Below are 19,557 nucleotides of genomic sequence, written 5' to 3'. Positions count from 1 at the left end.
GCAAAAATAAAAACTGGAACTCCGTGTTCGCGAAGAGTCCCAGCATAGAAAGCCGGAAGATTTTACCTGACTTTTCAACGAATGCAACCAAATCTGCCGATTATTACACCTCGGGAGCCTTGAAGACAGGCTAAGTCAGGCTAGGGATTTGGCCAGATTGGCCTACCTCCGAACCCTTAAAATTTGGCTTACGCCAGTAACATCAACGTCCTGGAAACTTCATTCCAGGAGGAAGCATGCCTTGCATACCGCGCATCATTTTTTGCATGCCGCCTTTGGCCGACATCTTCTTCATCATCTTTTGCATTTGGCTAAATTGCTTCAGCATGCGATTGACGTCTTGAATTTGTGTGCCAGAACCTGCAGCAATACGGCGCTTGCGCGATCCTTTAATGATATCAGGATTGCTACGTTCAGCCGCTGTCATCGAATTAATGATGGCTTCCATTTGACCTGTCATTTTGCCATTTTGCACTTGCTCTAAGGCTTCTGGTGGCAATTGGCCGACACCTGGCAGCTTTTCTAGCATACCCATCATGCCGCCCATGTTCTTCATTTGCTGAAGCTGGTCACGGAAATCTTCTAAATCGAACTTGCCGCCTTTTTTAACTTTAGTGGCAAGTTGCAGCGCTTTTTCTTTATCAACACCGCGCTCGACTTGTTCAATCAGTGACAGTACGTCACCCATGCCAAGAATACGAGAAGCGATACGATCAGGATGGAAAGGCTCCAGTGCATCGGTTTTTTCACCAACACCTAAGAACTTAATCGGCTTACCTGTGATATGACGAATAGATAACGCCGCGCCGCCGCGAGCATCACCATCGACTTTAGTCAGTACCACACCGGTTAACGGCAGCGCTTCATTGAAGGCTTTGGCCGTGTTAGCCGCATCTTGACCTGTCATGGCGTCAACCACGAACAAGGTTTCGATTGGATTGATTTCAGCATGTAACTGCTTAATCTCATCCATCATGGCTTCATCAACGTGTAAGCGGCCTGCGGTATCGACTATCACCACATCAATAAACTTAAGCTTAGCGTGAGCAATGGCCGCTTTAGCAATCGCGACTGGCTTTTGACTCACATCCGATGGGAAGAATTCAACTTCCACTTCGGTTGCTAAGGTTTCTAACTGCTTAATCGCTGCTGGACGATAGACGTCAGCACTGACGACTAATACCGACTTTTTATGTCGAGTGCGTAAAAACTTCGCCAGTTTAGCCACACTGGTGGTTTTACCCGCGCCTTGTAAACCCGCCATCATGATCACAGCAGGCGGCTGGGCAGCTAAATCCAGAGCTTCATTGGATTCGCCCATGGCTTTTTCCAATTCACTCTGAACTATTTTAATGAAGACTTGGCCAGGGCTCAGACTCTTGCTGACCTCTTGGCCGACAGCGCGTTCTTTTACGCTATTGACGAATTCCCGCACCACAGGCAGAGCCACGTCAGCTTCAAGTAAAGCCATACGCACTTCGCGTAGCGTTTCTTTGATGTTGTCTTCGGTTAAGCGACCACGCCCGCTGATATTTTTAAGCGTGCGTGACAATCTGTCAGTGAGATTCTCAAACATCGTCCAGTCATTACCTATATTGCGCCATCTAGTTGGCCTGTATTATAACGAGGTCGGCGTATTATGCTACCGACTTCCATACTCTTGGTGGCTGCAAATTGCGATTCGCCGATAAAAGCTGGATTTTCATCAACTACTGCCACTTTTTGCCACCTGTATCACTGCCCATTTGAATCGCTGTCATGGTATTCTAATTATATTGGGTGTAGTAACTGCCCGATTTACACCATCTTTTTTGCACTCACAATTAACAACAGGTTTAATGCCATGGTTTTTTATTCTGCTACTGCCATGCTTTTCTACTGTATCGCCTTAATGTTGGTGACCAGTAGGTTATTTCATGCCGATGGCCCTCGCCGCTCATTAGTCACCGCGATTGCTGCGGTAGCGGTACTGTTTCATGGCGCCGCTCTGTATCAGGCAATATTTACCGCAGAAGGACAAAACTTTAGTTTAACCAATGTAATCTCTTTGGTTAATTGGATCATTGCCTTGTCTTTTACCATCACTATGTCTCGCCTAAAAGTGATGATTGCCGTACCTGTGGTATATGCCTGTTCGGTAATCTCAGTGGCATTATTATGGTTAGTGCCTCCTGAATATATTACCCATTTTGATTTACACCCAGAAATGCTTATTCATGTCGTGTTGTCGTTAATGGCCTATTCCACCTTAATGATTGCTGCACTCTATGCCATTCAACTGTATTTCATTCAACAAAAATTAAAGCAGAAGCAATTTATGCTTAACAAGGCGTTACCGCCGCTGCTGACGGTTGAAAAACAGCTGTACCATCTGGTGTTTATCGGTATGATTTTATTGAGTTTATCTTTAGCGACAGGCTTTGTATTCTTGGATGATATGTTTGCTGAGGGTAAAGGTCATAAAGCGATTTTATCTATGCTGGCATGGATTGTGTATGCCGTGATGCTGTGGCAGGATTATCGCGTGGGTTGCCGCATTAAAACCGCCGTCATCTATACCTTATCTGGCGCAGGCTTATTAACTCTGGCCTATTTTGGCGCGCGAATTGTCAAAGAATTAATCATTCGTTAAGCTGATTAAAGGGGGGATAACATCATCCTCCCGCCTCGTGGATATGTCTCCACCCTTGTTTACCCTTAACTGGAGCTATTTTGGACACCATACCAACTAGTACCTTATTTATTCTGCTGTTGTTGTTGTTACTGATTTCAGCTTACTTTTCTAGCTCTGAAACTGCCATGCTCAGCCTTAATCGTTATCGATTAAAGCATCTTGCCAAGCAAGGTCACCCAGGTGCCATGCGAGCCCAAGGGTTACTGGATAAACAAGACAAGTTAATTGGCCTCATCCTCATTGGTAATAACTTAGTTAATATTGGTGCTTCCGCCATTGCTACCTTGCTGGGCCTGCGTCTTATGGGCGATTTAGGCGTAGCCATAGCCACCGGTATACTGACCTTAGTGGTATTAATTTTTGCCGAAGTCACCCCTAAAACCATAGCGGCAAGACATCCTGAAATGGTGGCTTACCCTGCCAGTTTTTTACTTAGACCCTTGTTATGGCTGTTCTCCCCCCTGATTTGGTTCGTTAATATCTTTACTGGCATAGTGCTTAAACTGCTTAGAATTAATAACTCCCGATCTGAGCATGCCTTAAGTCAGGAAGAGCTGCGCACTGTGGTGTATGAAGCAGGTTCCATGATCCCGGCTAATCATCAAGAAATGCTGCTGTCGGTGCTCGATTTAGGCAATATTACCGTTGAAGATATCATGGTGCCGCGCGCTGAAATTTACGCCATTAATATCAATGATGACTTTCGCTCAATCACTAAGGCCATGATACAAAGCCCGCATACTCGGGTAATGCTGTATCGCGATACCATAGATGATGCGGTCGGCTTTATTCATCTGCGCGATGCACTGCGCTTACAGTCTAAAAATCAGTTCAGCAAGGCTTCGTTACTGCGAGCTGTCAAAGAGCTTTATTTTGTCCCAGAAGGCACGCCGCTCAATACTCAGCTAATTAATTTTAAACAGAATAAAAATCGTATCGGTTTAGTGGTGGATGAATACGGTGATATTCAAGGGCTAGTTACCCTTGAAGATCTTCTTGAAGAAATTGTTGGGGATTTCACTACCTCTATGGCGCCAAGCCCAGAAGATGAGATTTATCCGCAGCCTGATGGCAGTTATTTAATAGAGGCTGGCATTAATATCCGCGACTTAAATAAACATTTAAGCTGGGATTTACCTATCGATGGCCCTAAAACTCTTAACGGTTTAATCATTGAGTATTTGGAAGATATTCCATGCACTAACACTAGCCTGCGCTTGTTTGGCTATCCAATGGAAATCATTGAAGTATCAGGCAATATGATTAAAACCGTTAGAGTCATGCCGCATTTGTTTAAGACTCAGTAAGCAGTTACACATTAGCAATGCTAAAAGCTTATAAGCATAAAACTGCAGCGCTTCCACGAGTAAGCGCTGCAAGCTAGAAGCTAGATGTTCAGGCCTTAGCCTGCTTGTTAGCGTCAAGTTCAGCCCTAAGCGCATGCGCCTTGGGAGTAATATCCGCCAATAATTTAGGCTCCCAGCCCAAAGCAAAATAGAATTCTGCCATCAAAAATATTGGCCCGATTAATAACTGATTGAGATCATCGATAAACGCAGGTTTTGCGCCTTCAAATTTATGGCCAAGGCCTTGGAATAGCCAGCCAATAACAAACATGCCAATGGCCGATTCAAGCCCGTAACTCAACTCACTTAACCACTTCGCACTCACCAGCAGCGGCATAATGGCAATAAACATGCCTAAGGCTAAACGCTTGTGCAGGCAGGCATAATAAATCAGCACTAGAAACACGAATAACGACGCTACATTAACGCTCATAGTCAGCAAAGTGACTTGCAGCGGAATGCAGGCGAGCAAAATCAACACAGCCCAAATAATCAAGGGAATACCTATTATGTGGGTTTTGATATTGCGACTATCTAAATGCACACTCTTATAGCGCGTTAACTGCTGTTCTATGGTTTTCATCTTATCCCCAGTGATTCATCAAGCCATTACATCTAAGTGGAAAATGAGGCTTCACAACTAAGCAACAAGTTAATCCATAAGCAAGATAATGACTAGCGGGATAATCACTTATCTCGAGTGTTAGCCCTACCAATAATTTACCTTACAGGTGGTGCAAGCTCACTATGGTCATAGCTCCAGTAATCAAGCCGCACTAACAACCAAGCCCACAAACAACAAAGCCAGCATCAGCTGGCTTTTATTGGTTGAGTGAACAAAGCGATTTACGACTCAAGCACCACAGTTGCTACCGCGTAATGGCGCTCATCAGCAATAGTAATATGGCAATGTTGACCACCGAGTTGCTGTAAGCGTGCCAGCGCGCCACCAGTTAAGGTCAGTAACGGCGCGCCCCATTCATTATTGGTAATATGAATATGATGAAACGAGACTCCGCGACCTATGCCAGTACCGAGCGCCTTAGCGGCAGCTTCTTTGGCGGCAAAGCGTTTAGCCAAAAAGCGCGCCGGCTGCTTTGAGTCTCGATACACCTCTAACTCTTGCTCGGTAAGCACGCGCTGCGCCAGTTTCTCGCCTAAGCGTTCAACTTGTTGCTCTAACCTTGCTATTTCAACTATGTCTGAGCCTAAGCCTATAATCGCCATCTAAGTACCTATTACTCGCCGCGGCGACCTTGTAGCATTAACTGCTTCATATCCCTAACCGCCACCGCTAAGCCATCTATCGCGGCGCGGGCAATAATCGCATGGCCAATATTAAGCTCATACAGCTCTTTAATCGCGGCGATGGGTTTTACATTGTGGTAATGCAAGCCATGGCCAGCGTTAACCACTAGCCCTTTATCAAAGGCGTATTTCGCCATAGTTTGAATGCGTTTAAGCTCTATCGCCTCTTGCTCGGCAGTAGTCGCCTCGGCGTAGCAACCGGTATGAATTTCTATGACTGGCGCGCCAACCGCAACGGCCGCATCAATCTGCGCTTTATCGGCATCAATAAATAACGACACTAAAATGCCCTGCTCACTTAAACGCGCCACGCCAGCGCGCACTTTATCAAGCTGACCCGCCACATCTAAACCGCCTTCGGTGGTGACTTCTTGGCGTTTTTCTGGCACTAAACACACATAAGTAGGCTTAATGTCGCAGGCGATATTGATCATTTCATCAGTCACAGCGCACTCAAAATTCATGCGTGTTTTGATGGTTTTAGCCAAGAGGTAAACATCCCTATCAATAATATGGCGCCTATCTTCACGCAAATGAATAGTGATGCCATCGGCGCCCGCATGTTCAGCCACCGCCGCTGCATGTACAGGATCAGGGTAATCCGTCCCGCGCGCTTGGCGAATAGTGGCTATATGATCAATATTAACGCCTAATAAAATACCCGACATGGTCACTCCTTTTGAACTTGGCTATCCCGCACGCTGCGGGTTTGGGTAAACAACAACCGGCTATTGAGTGGCTTGTCACCGACAAAGGGTTGCATTAAGGTTCGCATAAAATTGCGCGCCGCGATGCCATCTTCGGCTATCAACTGACGCTGACTTAATCGCAGCAACATGCTGCCACTCAAATGGGGATAATTCAAATAGGATTGTGCTAACTGTAAGCCGATATCGGGCAGGTATTGATAAGTCCCGCTAGCACGCACGTCAACCCCATCAAAGGTACTATGAAGGTCAGTAAGTCCGCCTAATTCAGTCAATAACGCCATTTCAAAGTAGCGCAGTGCGTTGCTGTCAAAGCTTGCCGCTAACGCCATTAAGCATTGATGGTAAGGCACAAATAAGCTGTCACCCGTCTGGCCTTTAATGCAGCGATAGAGGATTTCATTAAGATAGAGGCCAGCAAATAAGCTATTGGCTTTAAGGGGGATGGCTGGAGAGTAAGCTTCTATGGCGGTAATGGTCGCCAATTCATGTTTCGCTTGATATTGGATGAGTAACGGCTGAAAGGTTTGGAGTATGGCCTTTTGTGAGCGTTTACCGCGGCCACAACGTGCCACGGCATCCACTCGACCGACCCCATCAATCAATAAGTGCAAAATCACACTATTTTCTCGATAGGGTCTTTGGTGCAGTATATAGCCGCGATGCATGGCGACTATTATTCTTCGCCGTAACCTAAGCTACGCAGAGCACGTTCATCGTCAGCCCAACCAGATTTCACTTTTACCCACACTTCTAAGAACACCTTATTATCAAACAAGGTTTCCATGTCTAAGCGGGCTTGGGTGGCTATGGTGCGAATACGCTCACCGTTTTTACCAATCACCATACGCTTCTGACCAGTACGCTCAACCAAGACCAAGGCGTTGATGTGATAAACACCATTTTCCATCATCTTAAATTGCTCGATTTCAACCGTTGCATCATAAGGCAATTCATCGCCTAAGAAGCGCATCAGCTTTTCGCGCACAATTTCAGACGCCATAAAGCGCTGTGAACGGTCAGTGACATAATCATCAGGGAAGTAATGATCGGCCTCTGGCAAGCTTTGCTGTGCTAATTCTAAAATGCGAGTGACGTTGGTACCGGTTTTAGCCGAAATCGGCAAAATCTCATCAAAGTCATACTTTTCAGCCAGCTCTTCCAGATAAGGAAACAAGGCTTCTTTATCTTTGATATGGTCAACTTTATTAATCGCCAGCACTGTTTTGCGCTCTTCACCACCACGGCGCAGTTTATTGAGCACCATTTCATCGTCAGCGGTCCAAGTCATACCATCGACCACGAAAATCACCATAGACACATCAGCTAATGAACTGGCCGCAGCGCGGTTCATCAAACGGTTAATGGTGCGACGCTCTTCAATGTGCAGACCTGGGGTATCGATAAACACTACCTGATGCGCGCCATCGGTATGAATACCCATAATACGGTGACGAGTGGTTTGTGGCTTACGCGAAGTAATACTCACCTTTTGTCCCAATAAACGGTTCAATAGGGTCGATTTGCCCACATTAGGGCGACCAATAATGGCAACCATACCGCAATAGCTATGCTCTAACTGCACGGCAGTTGGGCGGCTAGAATCCATCCTTGCCAACAATTCATCCAGCGACGGGCTGTTATCCGCCTGTTCCAGAGCGTCATGCTCGGATAGCTGTGGCAAGTCTTTTTTACTCATTTTTTCAATAACTCCAATACCTGAGCTGCGGCAATTTGCTCAGCTTTGCGACGTGAACTGCCAACACCTATTACCGGCTCAGCGAGGTCTTTAATGCGACATTCCACTGTAAAAGTTTGGTCATGGGCTTCGCCCTCAACCAAGGTCACCTGATAATCAGGCAAAGGCTTTTTAAAGCCTTGTAAGTATTCTTGCAGCAAGGTCTTAGGATCTTTTTGACCTACACCTGGCTCGATTTCTTGCAAGCGCGAGGCATACCAAGCTAAGACTAACTGACGGCAGACTTCAATATCTGAATCTAAGTAGACAGCGCCAATAATGGCTTCTACCGCATCGGCTAAAATCGATTCGCGTCTATGGCCGCCACTCTTTAACTCGCCAGGGCCTAGGCTTAAGTATTCACCTAAATTAAATTCTTGCGCTATAACGGCTAAGGTATCACCGCGCACTAAGGTGGCGCGCATCCGGCTTAAATCGCCTTCAGTCGCCTTAGGAAACTGATGATACAGCGCATCTGAAATCACGATAGAGAGGATTGAATCCCCTAAAAACTCTAAGCGTTCATTGTGTTTAGCTGCGGCACTACGGTGCGTCAGCGACTGAATGAGTAAAGCTTGCTGGTTAAATTCATAACCTAAAGTACAACATAGTCGTGAATAATGCTTAGGTACATGGGACATTAAACTATTCCACCAATTCGGTTAAAACGTACACCAGAAGGTAACCAGGTTGGCAACCAATCCGACGGTTGGCGGTCAAACTCAAAACTAATCCAAATAGCTACGGCTTTACCGACCAAATTAGCCTCAGGCACAAAGCCCCAGAAACGGCTATCTTTGCTGTTGTCGCGATTGTCACCCATGACAAAATATTCACCAGCGGGAACTATCCACTCGCCCAGTGGTAATCCTGGTTGCTCATAAAAGAAGGCTTTGGCATCAGGACGCATAGGGTTGATAAGAATGTGATGCTGCACTGCGCCAAGCTGCTCTTGATATTCAATTAATGGCACGCCATCTTGAATAAACTCGCCGCGATTGACTTCGCTGCGAGCGACTAAACGCGCTTCAGCGCATTCGCTCTGATTACTGCCATTGCAAGCGGGCTTTATCCATAACTGTTTGTTGTTATAGATGATGGTATCACCCGGCAGACCCACTACGCGCTTGATATAGTCAATGCGAGTATCTTCTGGGTATTTAAATACCATCACATCGCCGCGCTCTGGCTCACCAGTTTCAATGAGCTTAGTGCGCCACACAGGGTCACGCAGGCCATAGCTAAACTTTTCCACCAAAATAAAATCACCCACCAATAAGGTCGGCATCATAGAACCTGATGGGATTTGAAACGGTTCATAAATGAATGAACGCAAAATCATCACAAAAGCGATAACAGGGAAGACTGAGTGAGCGTTTTCCACCAACACAGATTCACGCATGATCCCTGCTTGAGTGTCGTCATCTAATTGAGCGTTTGCTTCTAAGGCCAAGGCTAATTGCGCCTTACGCTTAGGTTTTAACATTACTAAATCATATAACCAGATCAATCCAGTGATCAGAGTGGCTATCACCAAAATAATGGAAAAATAGGCTGCCATGTAAACTCCTGCAAAAAAAATTAGGTAATGCCCTCGCTTTAGTTAGTAAGCCTAAACCTATAAAAGTTCACAGGAAAACTAACTAAAGCGCCGCTGATAGCGGCGCCTTACCATGAATAACTCAATCAAGAATGATTGAGATTCTAGTCACGAATGATTACTCGTTAAGTTTCAGTACGGCCAAGAAGGCTTCTTGTGGTACTTCCACGTTACCGATTTGCTTCATCCGCTTTTTACCTTCTTTCTGACGGTTCAACAGTTTCTTCTTACGCGACACGTCGCCACCATAACACTTGGCGGTTACGTCTTTACGCAGGGCTTTTACTGTTGTGCGGGCAATAATCTGGCTACCCACAGCCGCTTGAATGGCAATATCAAACATCTGTCTTGGAATGAGTTCTTTCATTTTCTCAACCAAGGCCAGACCACGATGACGAATGTTCGAGCGATGAATAATCATAGCTAACGCATCAACGCGATCGCCGTTGATAAGTACGTCTAAACGCACCATATCGGCCGGTTCAAAACGAATGAAGTTATATTCCAGTGACGCGTAACCGCGGCTGGTTGATTTCAGGCGGTCAAAGAAATCCATGACCACTTCGGCCGCAGGGATATCATAAGTCAGAGCGACTTGATTACCGTGATACACCATGTTGGTTTGTACGCCGCGCTTCTCAATACATAAGGTAATGACGTTACCTAAGTATTCTTTTGGCACCAAAATGTTGGCTTGTACAATCGGCTCACGCATCTCAGCGATATTGTTAAGCGCTGGCAGATCCGATGGGTTATCGACATAGACGATTTCACCATTGGTCAGCTCAACTTCGTACTCTACTGTTGGCGCTGTGGTAATCAAATCAAGATCATATTCACGTTCTAAACGCTCTTGAATGATCTCCATGTGCAGCAGACCTAAGTAACCGATACGGAAACCAAAACCTAATGCTGATGAAGTTTCTGGCTCAAACTGCAATGACGCATCGTTTAAGCTGAGCTTATTCAAGGCATCACGGAAGCTTTCGTAATCATCGGTAGAAATGGGGAACACACCCGCATAAACTTGTGGCTTAACTCGCTTAAAACCAGGCAATGGCTTTGCAGCACCATGCTTAGCTAAAGTTAAAGTATCACCTACTGGCGCGCCGTGAATTTCTTTAATACCAGCAATGACATAACCAACTTCACCAGTACCTAACAGCATGGTGTCTTTCTTCTTAGGAGTGAAGATACCTACGCGGTCAGCATTATAAGTTTGGCCAGTCGACATGACTTTGAACTTATCGCCTTTGCGTAATTGGCCGTGCTTCACACGTACTAAAGAAACAACGCCTAAGTAAGCATCAAACCATGAATCGATGATCAGTGCTTGTAATGGCGCGTCAGGATCGCCCTGTGGTGGTGGAATTCTAGCAACGATGGTTTCTAAGACATCTTCAATACCCAGACCAGTCTTGGCAGAACAACGCACAGCATCTTGGGCTTCAATGCCCACTATGTCTTCAATTTCAATAGCTACACGCTCAGGTTCAGCCTGAGGTAAGTCGATTTTATTGAGAACTGGAACCACATCTAAGTTCATTTCTAGCGCGGTATAACAGTTCGCCAAAGTTTGAGCTTCAACGCCTTGACCGGCGTCAACCACTAACAATGCGCCTTCACACGCGGCTAAAGAACGTGATACTTCATACGAGAAGTCAACGTGGCCAGGAGTATCAATAAAATTCAGTTGATAAGTTTCACCGTCTTTAGCGACGTAATCCAAGGTCACACTCTGCGCCTTGATGGTGATCCCGCGTTCGCGCTCAATGTCCATTGAGTCAAGAACTTGCTCAGCCATTTCACGGTTAGTGAGACCGCCACAGACCTGAATTAAACGGTCAGACAAGGTTGATTTGCCATGATCGATATGGGCAATAATCGAAAAGTTTCTAATATGTTTCATTATGCTGCAGTGACTAAGCTTAAAAGGGAAAACGTAAGGTACGAAATTGTACCCTAATGAGCCCGCAATACCAATCAGATTCATTAGGGTTAGTGAGCCAAGGCTAACCGTGGGACATGACTAATGGCTGGCCTAAATTAGCCATGACTTGCGGTTCAGCTTTAGCTTCAAGCTTTACTGACCACCATTTAGCGAGCCGCCAAGTGGCAATAGCGCCGAGTATCGAGCTAATGATTACGCCGCTTTGGCCGGAAAAATCGGTTAATTCTGATAACCACTGACCAACAAGCGCGCCACTAAACAAGCCCACTAACGGCAGCATATACACTAATGCTGCCGCCTTTAACAATACCGATTCAGTCACCCCGATTTTAAGCACATCACCTAAGCGGCACGCATAGGGACTGTGAATAAAAAAGCGTTGCACCTTAGGTGAAAAGGCTTTTGAAACGGCTTGAGTGCCGCAAGACTCACCAGTATCGCAATGATTGCAGGCACTGGTTAAAGTCACTTCGATAAGCGGCATATACGGGTCGCGGCAATCAATGACCTTAGCAAATTGTTCCATCATGGCGCTTATTCCAAATGCAAACTGTGGGCAATATGACTTAACGTTGCTGCCGGCGCTTTACCAATAACAACTACCTCGGCATTGCCCACGATTTCAGTCACTAAGGATAACCCATTGCGAGTGACTAACTCTTCCGGCATAGGAGTCTCGCCCACCCGTGACACATAGACAGAAATATCCACTAATCCATCCGACAGCGCTATATATTCAACCGTCTGCTGACTACCCAGCAATCTGTGATGATCTTTAGCGACCACTTTAAAGCCTTGTGGTAAGCCATTAAACAACCAGTTTTGACCTTCAGCGCGCTCAGGTGGGCTAGTAACCGGTGGCCATTCAGTGCGATACGCTTCTTCTAGTAAGGGGGCTGGCGCTGGTAATTCTAATAACTCAATGGCTAACATCTGCTCAATAAGCTCGCGATCATCAGAGAGCAAGTCATAGCGCAGGGGTAAAAAGCTCTCCATATCTATCCACACCTGATGATTATATCTAAGATCATCTTTAGGGATAATGCGCACCATCTGACCTGGGCGACCGGCAATACGGCTGCGCCCACCTAATACAAATTCATACCCCTTTGCTAATTGTTCAATATCACCAGAAAATGCCGCAGGCCAACTGCCTTCAATTCTACCGGCCTCAACGCTGTAGGCTGGTTGCTCATGCTCGATATAAGTAACAGTGCGGCCAACACGTACCGCATTTTTAGGCGGGCCATTAAGGTACTCTAAAAACTCCACTGGCTCGCCATTAACTATGCCGTGCAGATACACAAACGGGCGAATATGGTCAGCCTGTAAATGAATAGCAGATACTTTATATTGAGCGGTACGCAGCGCTTCACTCATGTTCACTAACCAAGATTTGGCATCTTGCGGTAATTCGGTGGCAGGTTTTGCAATCGGCTCAGCATCTAACGACTGCGCTTTAGCGGCTTGAGTATTTGCCGATTGAGGCACAGTAGGTTGCGCCCCAGTATTTTCAGTTTGAGCGCTGAGCGCAAGTTGCGGCCAAGAGGCCCACAGGCAGAGGATCACAGCGCAACAGAGTGAGCGATTTGACATAGAATTCATGAGGACAATCAAGCTTCCAGTAAACATAAAAATGCAGCTTGAAGATTAACTTACAAGCTGCAGCTTTCCAACCATCAATTGATTCGCAACACAGTTAATTACTGCTGCGGTAGCGCCTGTGGCAAGGCATCACCATTATTTAATTTCTGCTGCAGCATATGATCTTGCAGATAATGATTAATGCGGCGACGTTGCTCAGTGACTTGCTCATTACTGTATTCTTGCTGCACTGGGCTTGCCTGAAAACTTACTGGCGCGGCGTTACCAATCAAAGGACGGGTATTGAGCACAGGTAAAGGCGCTAACTCAGCATCTGACACTTGTGACATTTGCTGAACACCAATAACAGCGAATAATGCGACACTGGCTGCAATGACATACTGACCCAAAGGTCGTAAAAATGGCAGCACCTTAGCTTTAGTGGTCTTAGACTCAGCAGTCTTAGTATCACTGCTGCCTACTACCTCATTGCTTGCCGGCGCACTTATGGCTTTGTCGCCAAAAGCAGTGACGCTAGAGACTTGCGCGCTCATAGCCGGCGCAAACACAGTCGGCTCTTTATCGATAGCATCGGCAATAGCGGCTGATAAGTCTAAATTAATGACACTTGGCAATTCAGAACGCAAGGCATCACCTATCAAGTGATAATTTCGCCATTCTTGATGAGAGTCGATATCTTTTGCTAATTCAGCAAAAGACTGCGCATCAACTTCACCGTCGACGGCGGCAGATACCCATTCCTGACCTGATTTATCCATTGTTCACCTGTTTTAGCATTGGCATTAATTTTCCAACAAGGGCTGTAATTGCTTATCTATGGTTTCACGGGCACGAAATATTCGTGAACGTACGGTACCTACAGGGCAATCCATCACTGTTGCAATTTCTTCATAACTTAGGCCATCAAGTTCCCTTAAGGATATGGCCATTCTTAACTCGTCGGGCAAGGTTTCCAAAGTCGCAAACACTACATTGCGAATTTCATCAGATAACAATAGTCGCTCTGGTGAATCAAATTCTTTGAGCGCATCGGCGCCATCAAAGTATTCGGCTTCTTCAACATCGACATCATTGGCAGGGGCTCTTCGACCTTGTGAGGCTAGATAATTTTTAGCAGTATTGACCGCAATTCGATACAACCAAGTATAGAATGCGCTTTCCCCACGAAAATTAGCTAAGGCTCTGTAGGCTTTAATAAAGGCCTCTTGCGCAACATCGGCAACATCTGCTTGGTTACGCACATATCGAGAAATAAGGTTAATCACTTTTCCTTGATACTTTTGTACTAGCAGATTAAATGCGTTTTTATCGCCCTTTTGTACTAGCTCAACGAGTTGCTGATCACTTAGTTGTCCACCCATTCGAGCTGACTTCTCCCAAATCTAAATCTCTGATTTCTTAGGTGCTCGAATCATTTACCCTTAAATAGACTCGCATCCCTGATAAAAGTTCTGAAAATTTAAATAAAAATTAAAATTAAGTCATAAACATATCGTTTACGAACAAATAATGAGCACCGCGTCACAGAACTGTTGCTTTTCAGCCCAAACTAACTTCTGTTGTTGCTTCTGTTGCTATCTGAACCCTTGCTAGCGGTAGGCACAAGCTAAATCTTGGTTTACCATAGCCAAACCGAGAATGCTACGCATAATACCCATGAAACCAGCCATTGAACACCAATCAGACATACTCGTGATAGGTAGCGGAGCGGCAGGGTTAACCCTAGCGCTACACTTAGCCGAGCACGCTAGTGTCACCTTACTCTCTAAAGGCCCTCTCAATGAAGGCTCAACCTATTATGCTCAAGGCGGTATTGCTTCAGTCTTTGATGAAGAGGATACCATTGAGTCCCACGTTGCCGATACTTTAGTTGCAGGCGCGGGTCTGTGTGATGAAGCCGTCGTCACTTATACCGCTAGCAATGCCCGCTCAGCAATGCAGTGGTTAATTGATTGCGGTGTGGCTTTCGATATGGAAGAAGGTGTGCTCAATGAGCAAACTCGCTACCACTTAACCCGTGAAGGTGGCCATAGCCATAGACGCATCTTGCATGCCGCCGATGCCACAGGTAAAGAAGTCCAACTGACCTTACAACAACGTATCCTTGAACACCCAAACATTCAGGTGCTCGAGCGTTATAACGCCATTGATTTAATCACCAGTCGCAAGTTAGGTCGCCCAGGCAATCGCGTGTTAGGTGCTTATGTGTGGAACCGCAATAGCGAGCGGGTTGAAACTGTTAAGGCCAGATTTGTGGCTTTAGCCACAGGCGGCTCATCTAAAGTGTATCAATACACGTCTAACCCAGATGTCGCGAGCGGTGATGGCATAGCTATGGCGTGGCGCGCAGGTTGCCGCGTAGCCAACATGGAATTTAATCAATTCCATCCTACCTGTCTTTATCACAGCGAAGCACGCAACTTCTTACTGACAGAAGCGCTGCGCGGTGAAGGCGCTTACCTGAAACGTCCTGATGGCACGCGCTTTATGCCTGACATCGACCCTCGCGCCGAATTAGCGCCGCGTGATATTGTCGCCAGAGCCATAGACTATGAGATGAAACGCTTAGGGGTGGATTGCGTATATCTTGATATCACCCATAAGCCGGCCGATTTTATTATCAAGCACTTCCCGACCATCTATCAGCGCTGCCTAGAACTGGGTATGGATATGACTAAAGAGCCCATTCCTGTGGTGCCTGCCGCTCATTACACTTGCGGTGGCGTGATGACAGATTTACATGGCCAAACTGATCTTAGCGGTCTCTACGCTATTGGCGAAGTGGCGTACACTGGCCTTCATGGCGCTAATCGTCTCGCCAGTAACTCACTGTTAGAGTGCTTAGTGTTTGCTCGAGCCGCCGCTGAAGACATTCAATCCTTACTGCATAAAGTGGCAGACCCAGGCCAGTTACCGCCATGGGATGAAAGCCAAGTGACTAATTCTGATGAAGAAGTAGTGATTGCCCATAACTGGCATGAATTGCGCTTATTTATGTGGGATTACGTAGGGATTGTGCGCTCCAATAAACGCTTAGAGCGGGCGCTGCGCCGCTGCCATTTATTGCAGCAAGAAATCCAAGAGTACTATAGCAATTTCAGAGTCAGCAATAATTTGCTAGAACTGAGAAACTTAGTACAAGTGGCTGAATTAATTATTCGCTGCGCCATGGAGCGCAAAGAAAGCCGCGGCTTACATTACAACTTAGATTACCCAGAACTGGCTAAAGTGGCTAAGCCGACTATTTTAGAGCCTGCCAAGCATGTGTAAGGCTTCTTTAACATAATCTTTTAAGCGCCTGCGGGCGCTTTTTTGTAGTTAAGTAATAATCGGCATAAGTCGCGATACTCAGGCATAGACAGCATATCGGCGCATACCCACAGCCACACTCGCCCTTGTTGAGTATCAATCGCAAAGCAGCAAAACCACGGGCATACCCAAGGCCTAAAGGCTAATTGCATCTTAAGGCTTAGATTATCACTCGCCATAACTTGATTATGTTCGTGCAAATTTGCAGGCGCTAATGGTGAAGACGGCGCAGGCATCCAATAATAAAATCCCTGACCTTGAGCATTGAGACTAAAGCGTTGCTGCCAAGCGCGAAAACGCCACAATTGCCAACATCGAACCATTAAGATAGTGCCAAGAATGAGTGTAAACAGCAGATAAATAATGAAAGGTAAATCACTCGGCCAAGCCAGCGCCGTCAAACTTAATAACAATAATCCGAGCCACTGACTGATTAGCCAATGGCGCGAGGCGGCAATGACAAAGTTATGCGGCTGGGCGCCCACGAACTTTCACTACCATGGCAGCAAGTTCAGGATCGCTACATAATTCATGACCCATAAACCAAGCAAATAAATCAGGATCTTCATTGGTCAGTAAGCGGATAAAGCACAGCTTATCTTCAACGGTTAAGCACTCATATTGCTCGTTAACAAAAGGCTGAAATAGCACGTCAAGTTCTAGCATACCGCGTCGACATGCCCATTTAACCCGTGAAATATTCATCAGTTCAGTCACCTTCTTACTCCTTTAATGATGGTTCTGCGTTGAATGCAATCAAGATAACACTGGAGCCATGATAACATCGCCCCAGTGTTTCCAGCACCTTTAAACCTGCACTCGCACATCAAGTCCGGCAAATAGCTCAGTAAAATCCGTTTTGAGTAAGCGTTTTAACGCTGGATGTTTAATCATGCGCTCAGCAAACATCACATGAAATTCTTGCTGAATTTGATCGGATTGACCAATTAATTGAATATGACTCGCCTCAGGATCTTTTTGATAAATCGTCGGCGCCACAAAAATACCTTGATGGAATAACCCAAAGGATTTCATCATGGCAGAATCATCAAACTCGCCTAAGATTTTGACGTTTAAGCCATTATCATCAAACCAGCGATGTAATTGTTGCCCCACCGAAGTCTTACGACTCGGCACCAACAAAGGTTGCTCTTCTAAACATGCAGGAAATGGCCGAGTCACCGGTTTACTGGAAAAAAAGCCGATATTGCATTGGCCCAATTTCTTTGACAGGATTTCAGGATATTTAAGCGATTCACCCGCGCAATCAGACAAAATCATATCAAGCTTATGATCGCGCAAACGATTCATTAAACTGTCATGGGTGGCTTCAAAGCAAGCTAAGTGAATAGAATTATCATCTGGCATAACCGATAAAATAATCCGGCTCGCCAAAGCTTTTGATAACGCATCGGCAATGCCAACCTCAAATAAGATGTGCTGCTCGCGCTGATAATTAAGAATATCGAGCATTTCATAACTGAGGTTAAACATCTTGTCGGTATAGCGAAATACCAGCTCGCCAAGTTCAGTGGCTTCTAAACGCCGGCCGACGCGCTTAAATAATTCACCATTAAGGCGACCTTCTAAGGCGCGAATTTGGCCAGTCACAGTTTGCGGCGTAAGGCACAGAGCCTCCGCCGCTAACGTAACTGAACCATGGCGCTTAACCATCCAAAAGTAATACAGATGGTTATAGTTAAGATGCGACATTTACTTTACACGCTGACAATCAAGTAAGTTAACCATAACTTCTGTCAGTGCATCTTGGGTGGTCACCACCCCAGTCGTCACAGCTTCACTCACGGCCGCAACTAATACGCTTCTATCAGGTATTCTATCGGCGCAATAAACGCGATTAGCTTCCTTAAAGCGATTACCACCGCGATATTTTAATGCCCGCGCTTCGTAACCCGTAGGCTCCAAACGCTTACCTACTGATTTACCTTTAAAGATCAAGGCGCCGTCAACTATGCCGTCTAAATAGCTTTGGCATTCCAAAGCATTAACATCTTTATTGCAGCTTTGCAGTTCTTGGATAACAGGCACGGCTTGAGCTTGAGTGCCCCACATGAGCGCCACGAGGGCAAGGATCAGTGTTTTTTTCATTTTACGGCTCCTTTCGCTGGTAAGACTTTGGATAACATAAAATAACCCACAATCGCGGCAATACATGACCCCATCAAGATACCTAAGCGCGCAAGATCGCCATAATTACCTAGAGTCTGCTCAAACGCTAATGATGAGATAAACATCGACATGGTAAAACCAATACCACACATAATGGCCACAGGGAAAATATGGCGCCACGTGATGCCAGATGGCAGTTCAGCTAAGCCCAGTTTCACTGCAATAAAACTAAATAACATCACGCCAATTGGCTTACCTAAGGCAAGACCCGCGGCAATCCCTAATGGCACAGGTGACAACAGCATATCTAAGCTCATATTGCCCAGTGATACACCAGCGTTAGCAAAGGCAAACACCGGCAGAATTAAGAAGGTGCTCCAAGGGTGCAAGCTATGCTCTAAATGCTCGGATGGCGAACTGCCATCTTTGGCACGCATAGGAATACTGATGGCAATAATTACGCCGGCTAAAGTGGCATGTACGCCAGATTTCAGTACCGCGACCCACAAGATTAAACCGATAATCCCGTAAGGCGCTAATGAAGTAACACCACTGCGATTAAGGGTAAATAGTCCAGTAATAGCCAGACCTGCAATGATCAAGCTGATCACCGATAAATCTGAGCTATAGAACAAGGCAATAATCACGATAACTCCAAGGTCATCAATAATTGCCAAGGCTAATAAGAAGACTTTAAGGGCAACAGGTACGCGATTACCCAGCAGCGCCATAACACCTAAGGCAAAGGCAATGTCAGTGGCGGCAGGAATAGCCCAGCCATTTTGCGTAATTTCGTTGCCATAGTTAAACAACAAGTAAAACGCAGCAGGAACTAACATGCCGCCAATAGCAGCGAAGGTTGGCAGTGAAGCTTTGGCCACACTTGAGAGCGCGCCTTCTAATACTTCACGCTTAACTTCTAAGCCGATTAATAAAAAGAACAAGGCCATTAAGCCGTCGTTAATCCATAGCAATAACGGCTTATCAATATCCAGTGCGCCAAAACGCACCTGCATCGGAGTGTTTAAAAAGCCATCGTAAATAAATGCTAGTGGTGAATTTGCCATTAACATTGCCAGAGCGACAGCAACTAGCAGTAAGATGCCCCCTGCTGACGGTTGACCTAAAAAATTGCGAAGTGCTTTTTCCATAATGAATCTCCTATCTATATTAACCTTAGTTTAACTAA

At 45.8% G+C, this 19,557-nt stretch carries 21 protein-coding genes; 3 read left to right on the top strand and 18 right to left on the bottom strand.

The genetic code is table 11. The annotated features are described in order from the left end of the window. Positions 1-202: 202 nt before the first annotated feature. Positions 203-1,576, bottom strand: coding sequence for a signal recognition particle protein (gene ffh / locus FJQ87_RS06095; protein WP_140931540.1), 1,374 nt, complete (start codon positions 1,574-1,576; stop codon positions 203-205). A gap of 267 nt (positions 1,577-1,843) precedes the next feature. Here ffh and ccsA point away from each other — a divergent pair, with 267 nt between their 5' ends. Together ccsA and FJQ87_RS06085 are read left to right on the top strand one after the other, a co-directional pair. Continuing rightward, positions 1,844-2,632 carry a cytochrome c biogenesis protein CcsA gene (ccsA, locus tag FJQ87_RS06090; protein WP_140931538.1) on the top strand — a complete coding sequence of 263 codons (789 nt, stop codon included), beginning with the start codon at positions 1,844-1,846 and terminating at the stop codon, positions 2,630-2,632. Positions 2,633-2,712: 80 nt separating this feature from the next. Further along, the gene (locus tag FJQ87_RS06085) at positions 2,713-3,981 is read left to right on the top strand and encodes an HlyC/CorC family transporter (protein ID WP_140931536.1); all 1,269 of its coding nucleotides are present in this window, start codon (positions 2,713-2,715) and stop codon (positions 3,979-3,981) included. Between the two features lie 88 nt (positions 3,982-4,069). On the opposite strand, the gene FJQ87_RS06080 is transcribed toward FJQ87_RS06085, so the two are convergent. The 12 genes from FJQ87_RS06080 to rpoE all read right to left on the bottom strand — a co-directional run bounded on the left by FJQ87_RS06080 (position 4,070) and on the right by rpoE (position 14,290). Further along, positions 4,070-4,603, bottom strand: a complete 534-nt coding sequence (locus tag FJQ87_RS06080; RefSeq protein ID WP_140931534.1) for an Mpo1-like protein — start codon at positions 4,601-4,603, stop codon at positions 4,070-4,072. A gap of 263 nt (positions 4,604-4,866) precedes the next feature. Then, positions 4,867-5,247, bottom strand: coding sequence for a holo-ACP synthase (acpS, locus tag FJQ87_RS06075; RefSeq protein WP_140931532.1), 381 nt, complete (start codon positions 5,245-5,247; stop codon positions 4,867-4,869). A gap of 11 nt (positions 5,248-5,258) precedes the next feature. After that, complete coding sequence (pdxJ, locus tag FJQ87_RS06070; protein WP_140931530.1) at positions 5,259-5,996, bottom strand: pyridoxine 5'-phosphate synthase; 738 nt, start codon at positions 5,994-5,996, stop codon at positions 5,259-5,261. Between the two features lie 2 nt (positions 5,997-5,998). Further along, the gene (recO, locus tag FJQ87_RS06065; RefSeq protein WP_140931528.1) at positions 5,999-6,703 is read right to left on the bottom strand and encodes a DNA repair protein RecO; all 705 of its coding nucleotides are present in this window, start codon (positions 6,701-6,703) and stop codon (positions 5,999-6,001) included. Between the two features lie 8 nt (positions 6,704-6,711). Continuing rightward, positions 6,712-7,734: a GTPase Era gene (gene era, locus FJQ87_RS06060; protein WP_140931526.1), complete on the bottom strand. Its 1,023-nt coding sequence runs from the start codon at positions 7,732-7,734 to the stop codon at positions 6,712-6,714. Further along, complete coding sequence (gene rnc, locus FJQ87_RS06055) at positions 7,731-8,414, bottom strand: ribonuclease III (RefSeq protein ID WP_140931524.1); 684 nt, start codon at positions 8,412-8,414, stop codon at positions 7,731-7,733. The genes era and rnc overlap by 4 nt, the downstream gene beginning before the upstream one ends. Beyond that, complete coding sequence (gene lepB / locus FJQ87_RS06050) at positions 8,414-9,334, bottom strand: signal peptidase I (RefSeq protein ID WP_140931522.1); 921 nt, start codon at positions 9,332-9,334, stop codon at positions 8,414-8,416. Before lepB ends, rnc begins: the two co-directional genes overlap by 1 nt. Before the next feature lie 157 nt (positions 9,335-9,491). Next, positions 9,492-11,282, bottom strand: coding sequence for a translation elongation factor 4 (gene lepA, locus FJQ87_RS06045; RefSeq protein ID WP_140931520.1), 1,791 nt, complete (start codon positions 11,280-11,282; stop codon positions 9,492-9,494). A 103-nt stretch (positions 11,283-11,385) separates the two neighbouring features. Further along, positions 11,386-11,853, bottom strand: coding sequence for a SoxR reducing system RseC family protein (locus tag FJQ87_RS06040; RefSeq protein ID WP_140931518.1), 468 nt, complete (start codon positions 11,851-11,853; stop codon positions 11,386-11,388). 5 nt (positions 11,854-11,858) lie between these two features. Next, the gene (locus tag FJQ87_RS06035; RefSeq protein ID WP_240778851.1) at positions 11,859-12,929 is read right to left on the bottom strand and encodes a MucB/RseB C-terminal domain-containing protein; all 1,071 of its coding nucleotides are present in this window, start codon (positions 12,927-12,929) and stop codon (positions 11,859-11,861) included. A gap of 98 nt (positions 12,930-13,027) precedes the next feature. Further along, positions 13,028-13,687, bottom strand: a complete 660-nt coding sequence (locus tag FJQ87_RS06030) for an RseA family anti-sigma factor (RefSeq protein ID WP_140931516.1) — start codon at positions 13,685-13,687, stop codon at positions 13,028-13,030. 24 nt (positions 13,688-13,711) lie between these two features. Beyond that, positions 13,712-14,290: an RNA polymerase sigma factor RpoE gene (gene rpoE / locus FJQ87_RS06025; protein WP_140931514.1), complete on the bottom strand. Its 579-nt coding sequence runs from the start codon at positions 14,288-14,290 to the stop codon at positions 13,712-13,714. A gap of 295 nt (positions 14,291-14,585) precedes the next feature. Between rpoE and nadB the strand changes: the two genes are divergently transcribed. Then, a complete protein-coding gene (gene nadB / locus FJQ87_RS06020; RefSeq protein ID WP_140931512.1) occupies positions 14,586-16,199 on the top strand; it encodes an L-aspartate oxidase in 1,614 nt (537 codons plus the stop codon). Positions 16,200-16,219: 20 nt separating this feature from the next. Here nadB and FJQ87_RS06015 read toward each other — a convergent pair whose 3' ends face one another. From FJQ87_RS06015 to nhaA, 5 genes are all read right to left on the bottom strand, one after another. Next, on the bottom strand, positions 16,220-16,723 hold the full coding sequence (locus tag FJQ87_RS06015; protein WP_140931510.1) for a protein YgfX: 504 nt from the start codon (positions 16,721-16,723) through the stop codon (positions 16,220-16,222). Continuing rightward, positions 16,704-16,943: a succinate dehydrogenase assembly factor 2 gene (locus FJQ87_RS06010; RefSeq protein ID WP_140934010.1), complete on the bottom strand. Its 240-nt coding sequence runs from the start codon at positions 16,941-16,943 to the stop codon at positions 16,704-16,706. Before FJQ87_RS06010 ends, FJQ87_RS06015 begins: the two co-directional genes overlap by 20 nt. 102 nt (positions 16,944-17,045) lie before the next feature. Beyond that, positions 17,046-17,951 (bottom strand): transcriptional activator NhaR, encoded by a 906-nt coding sequence (gene nhaR / locus FJQ87_RS06005; protein WP_140931508.1) that lies wholly within the window; start codon positions 17,949-17,951, stop codon positions 17,046-17,048. Then, positions 17,952-18,347, bottom strand: a complete 396-nt coding sequence (locus FJQ87_RS06000; protein WP_140931506.1) for a hypothetical protein — start codon at positions 18,345-18,347, stop codon at positions 17,952-17,954. Then, positions 18,344-19,519 carry a Na+/H+ antiporter NhaA gene (gene nhaA / locus FJQ87_RS05995; RefSeq protein WP_140931504.1) on the bottom strand — a complete coding sequence of 392 codons (1,176 nt, stop codon included), beginning with the start codon at positions 19,517-19,519 and terminating at the stop codon, positions 18,344-18,346. Before nhaA ends, FJQ87_RS06000 begins: the two co-directional genes overlap by 4 nt. Positions 19,520-19,557 lie beyond the last annotated feature (38 nt).

This window comes from Shewanella sp. SNU WT4 (genome assembly GCF_006494715.1).
Classification (GTDB): domain Bacteria; phylum Pseudomonadota; class Gammaproteobacteria; order Enterobacterales; family Shewanellaceae; genus Shewanella.
The sequence above is the reverse complement of the archived record's forward strand: the minus strand, read 5'-3'. Positions and strand labels throughout refer to the sequence as shown.

What these genes read in the sequence shown, in the direction of transcription:
- ffh (WP_140931540.1), bottom strand. Translation starts at nt 1,576, where the DNA reads ATGTTTGAGAATCTCACTGACAGATTGTCACGCACGCTTAAAAATATC.
- ccsA (WP_140931538.1), top strand. Translation starts at nt 1,844, where the DNA reads ATGGTTTTTTATTCTGCTACTGCCATGCTTTTCTACTGTATCGCCTTA.
- FJQ87_RS06080 (WP_140931534.1), bottom strand. Translation starts at nt 4,603, where the DNA reads ATGAAAACCATAGAACAGCAGTTAACGCGCTATAAGAGTGTGCATTTA.
- acpS (WP_140931532.1), bottom strand. Translation starts at nt 5,247, where the DNA reads ATGGCGATTATAGGCTTAGGCTCAGACATAGTTGAAATAGCAAGGTTA.
- pdxJ (WP_140931530.1), bottom strand. Translation starts at nt 5,996, where the DNA reads ATGTCGGGTATTTTATTAGGCGTTAATATTGATCATATAGCCACTATT.
- recO (WP_140931528.1), bottom strand. Translation starts at nt 6,703, where the DNA reads ATGCATCGCGGCTATATACTGCACCAAAGACCCTATCGAGAAAATAGT.
- era (WP_140931526.1), bottom strand. Translation starts at nt 7,734, where the DNA reads ATGAGTAAAAAAGACTTGCCACAGCTATCCGAGCATGACGCTCTGGAA.
- rnc (WP_140931524.1), bottom strand. Translation starts at nt 8,414, where the DNA reads ATGTCCCATGTACCTAAGCATTATTCACGACTATGTTGTACTTTAGGT.
- lepB (WP_140931522.1), bottom strand. Translation starts at nt 9,334, where the DNA reads ATGGCAGCCTATTTTTCCATTATTTTGGTGATAGCCACTCTGATCACT.
- lepA (WP_140931520.1), bottom strand. Translation starts at nt 11,282, where the DNA reads ATGAAACATATTAGAAACTTTTCGATTATTGCCCATATCGATCATGGC.
- FJQ87_RS06040 (WP_140931518.1), bottom strand. Translation starts at nt 11,853, where the DNA reads ATGATGGAACAATTTGCTAAGGTCATTGATTGCCGCGACCCGTATATG.
- FJQ87_RS06035 (WP_240778851.1), bottom strand. Translation starts at nt 12,929, where the DNA reads ATGAATTCTATGTCAAATCGCTCACTCTGTTGCGCTGTGATCCTCTGC.
- FJQ87_RS06030 (WP_140931516.1), bottom strand. Translation starts at nt 13,687, where the DNA reads ATGGATAAATCAGGTCAGGAATGGGTATCTGCCGCCGTCGACGGTGAA.
- rpoE (WP_140931514.1), bottom strand. Translation starts at nt 14,290, where the DNA reads ATGGGTGGACAACTAAGTGATCAGCAACTCGTTGAGCTAGTACAAAAG.
- nadB (WP_140931512.1), top strand. Translation starts at nt 14,586, where the DNA reads ATGAAACCAGCCATTGAACACCAATCAGACATACTCGTGATAGGTAGC.
- FJQ87_RS06010 (WP_140934010.1), bottom strand. Translation starts at nt 16,943, where the DNA reads ATGAATATTTCACGGGTTAAATGGGCATGTCGACGCGGTATGCTAGAA.
- nhaR (WP_140931508.1), bottom strand. Translation starts at nt 17,951, where the DNA reads ATGTCGCATCTTAACTATAACCATCTGTATTACTTTTGGATGGTTAAG.
- FJQ87_RS06000 (WP_140931506.1), bottom strand. Translation starts at nt 18,347, where the DNA reads ATGAAAAAAACACTGATCCTTGCCCTCGTGGCGCTCATGTGGGGCACT.
- nhaA (WP_140931504.1), bottom strand. Translation starts at nt 19,519, where the DNA reads ATGGAAAAAGCACTTCGCAATTTTTTAGGTCAACCGTCAGCAGGGGGC.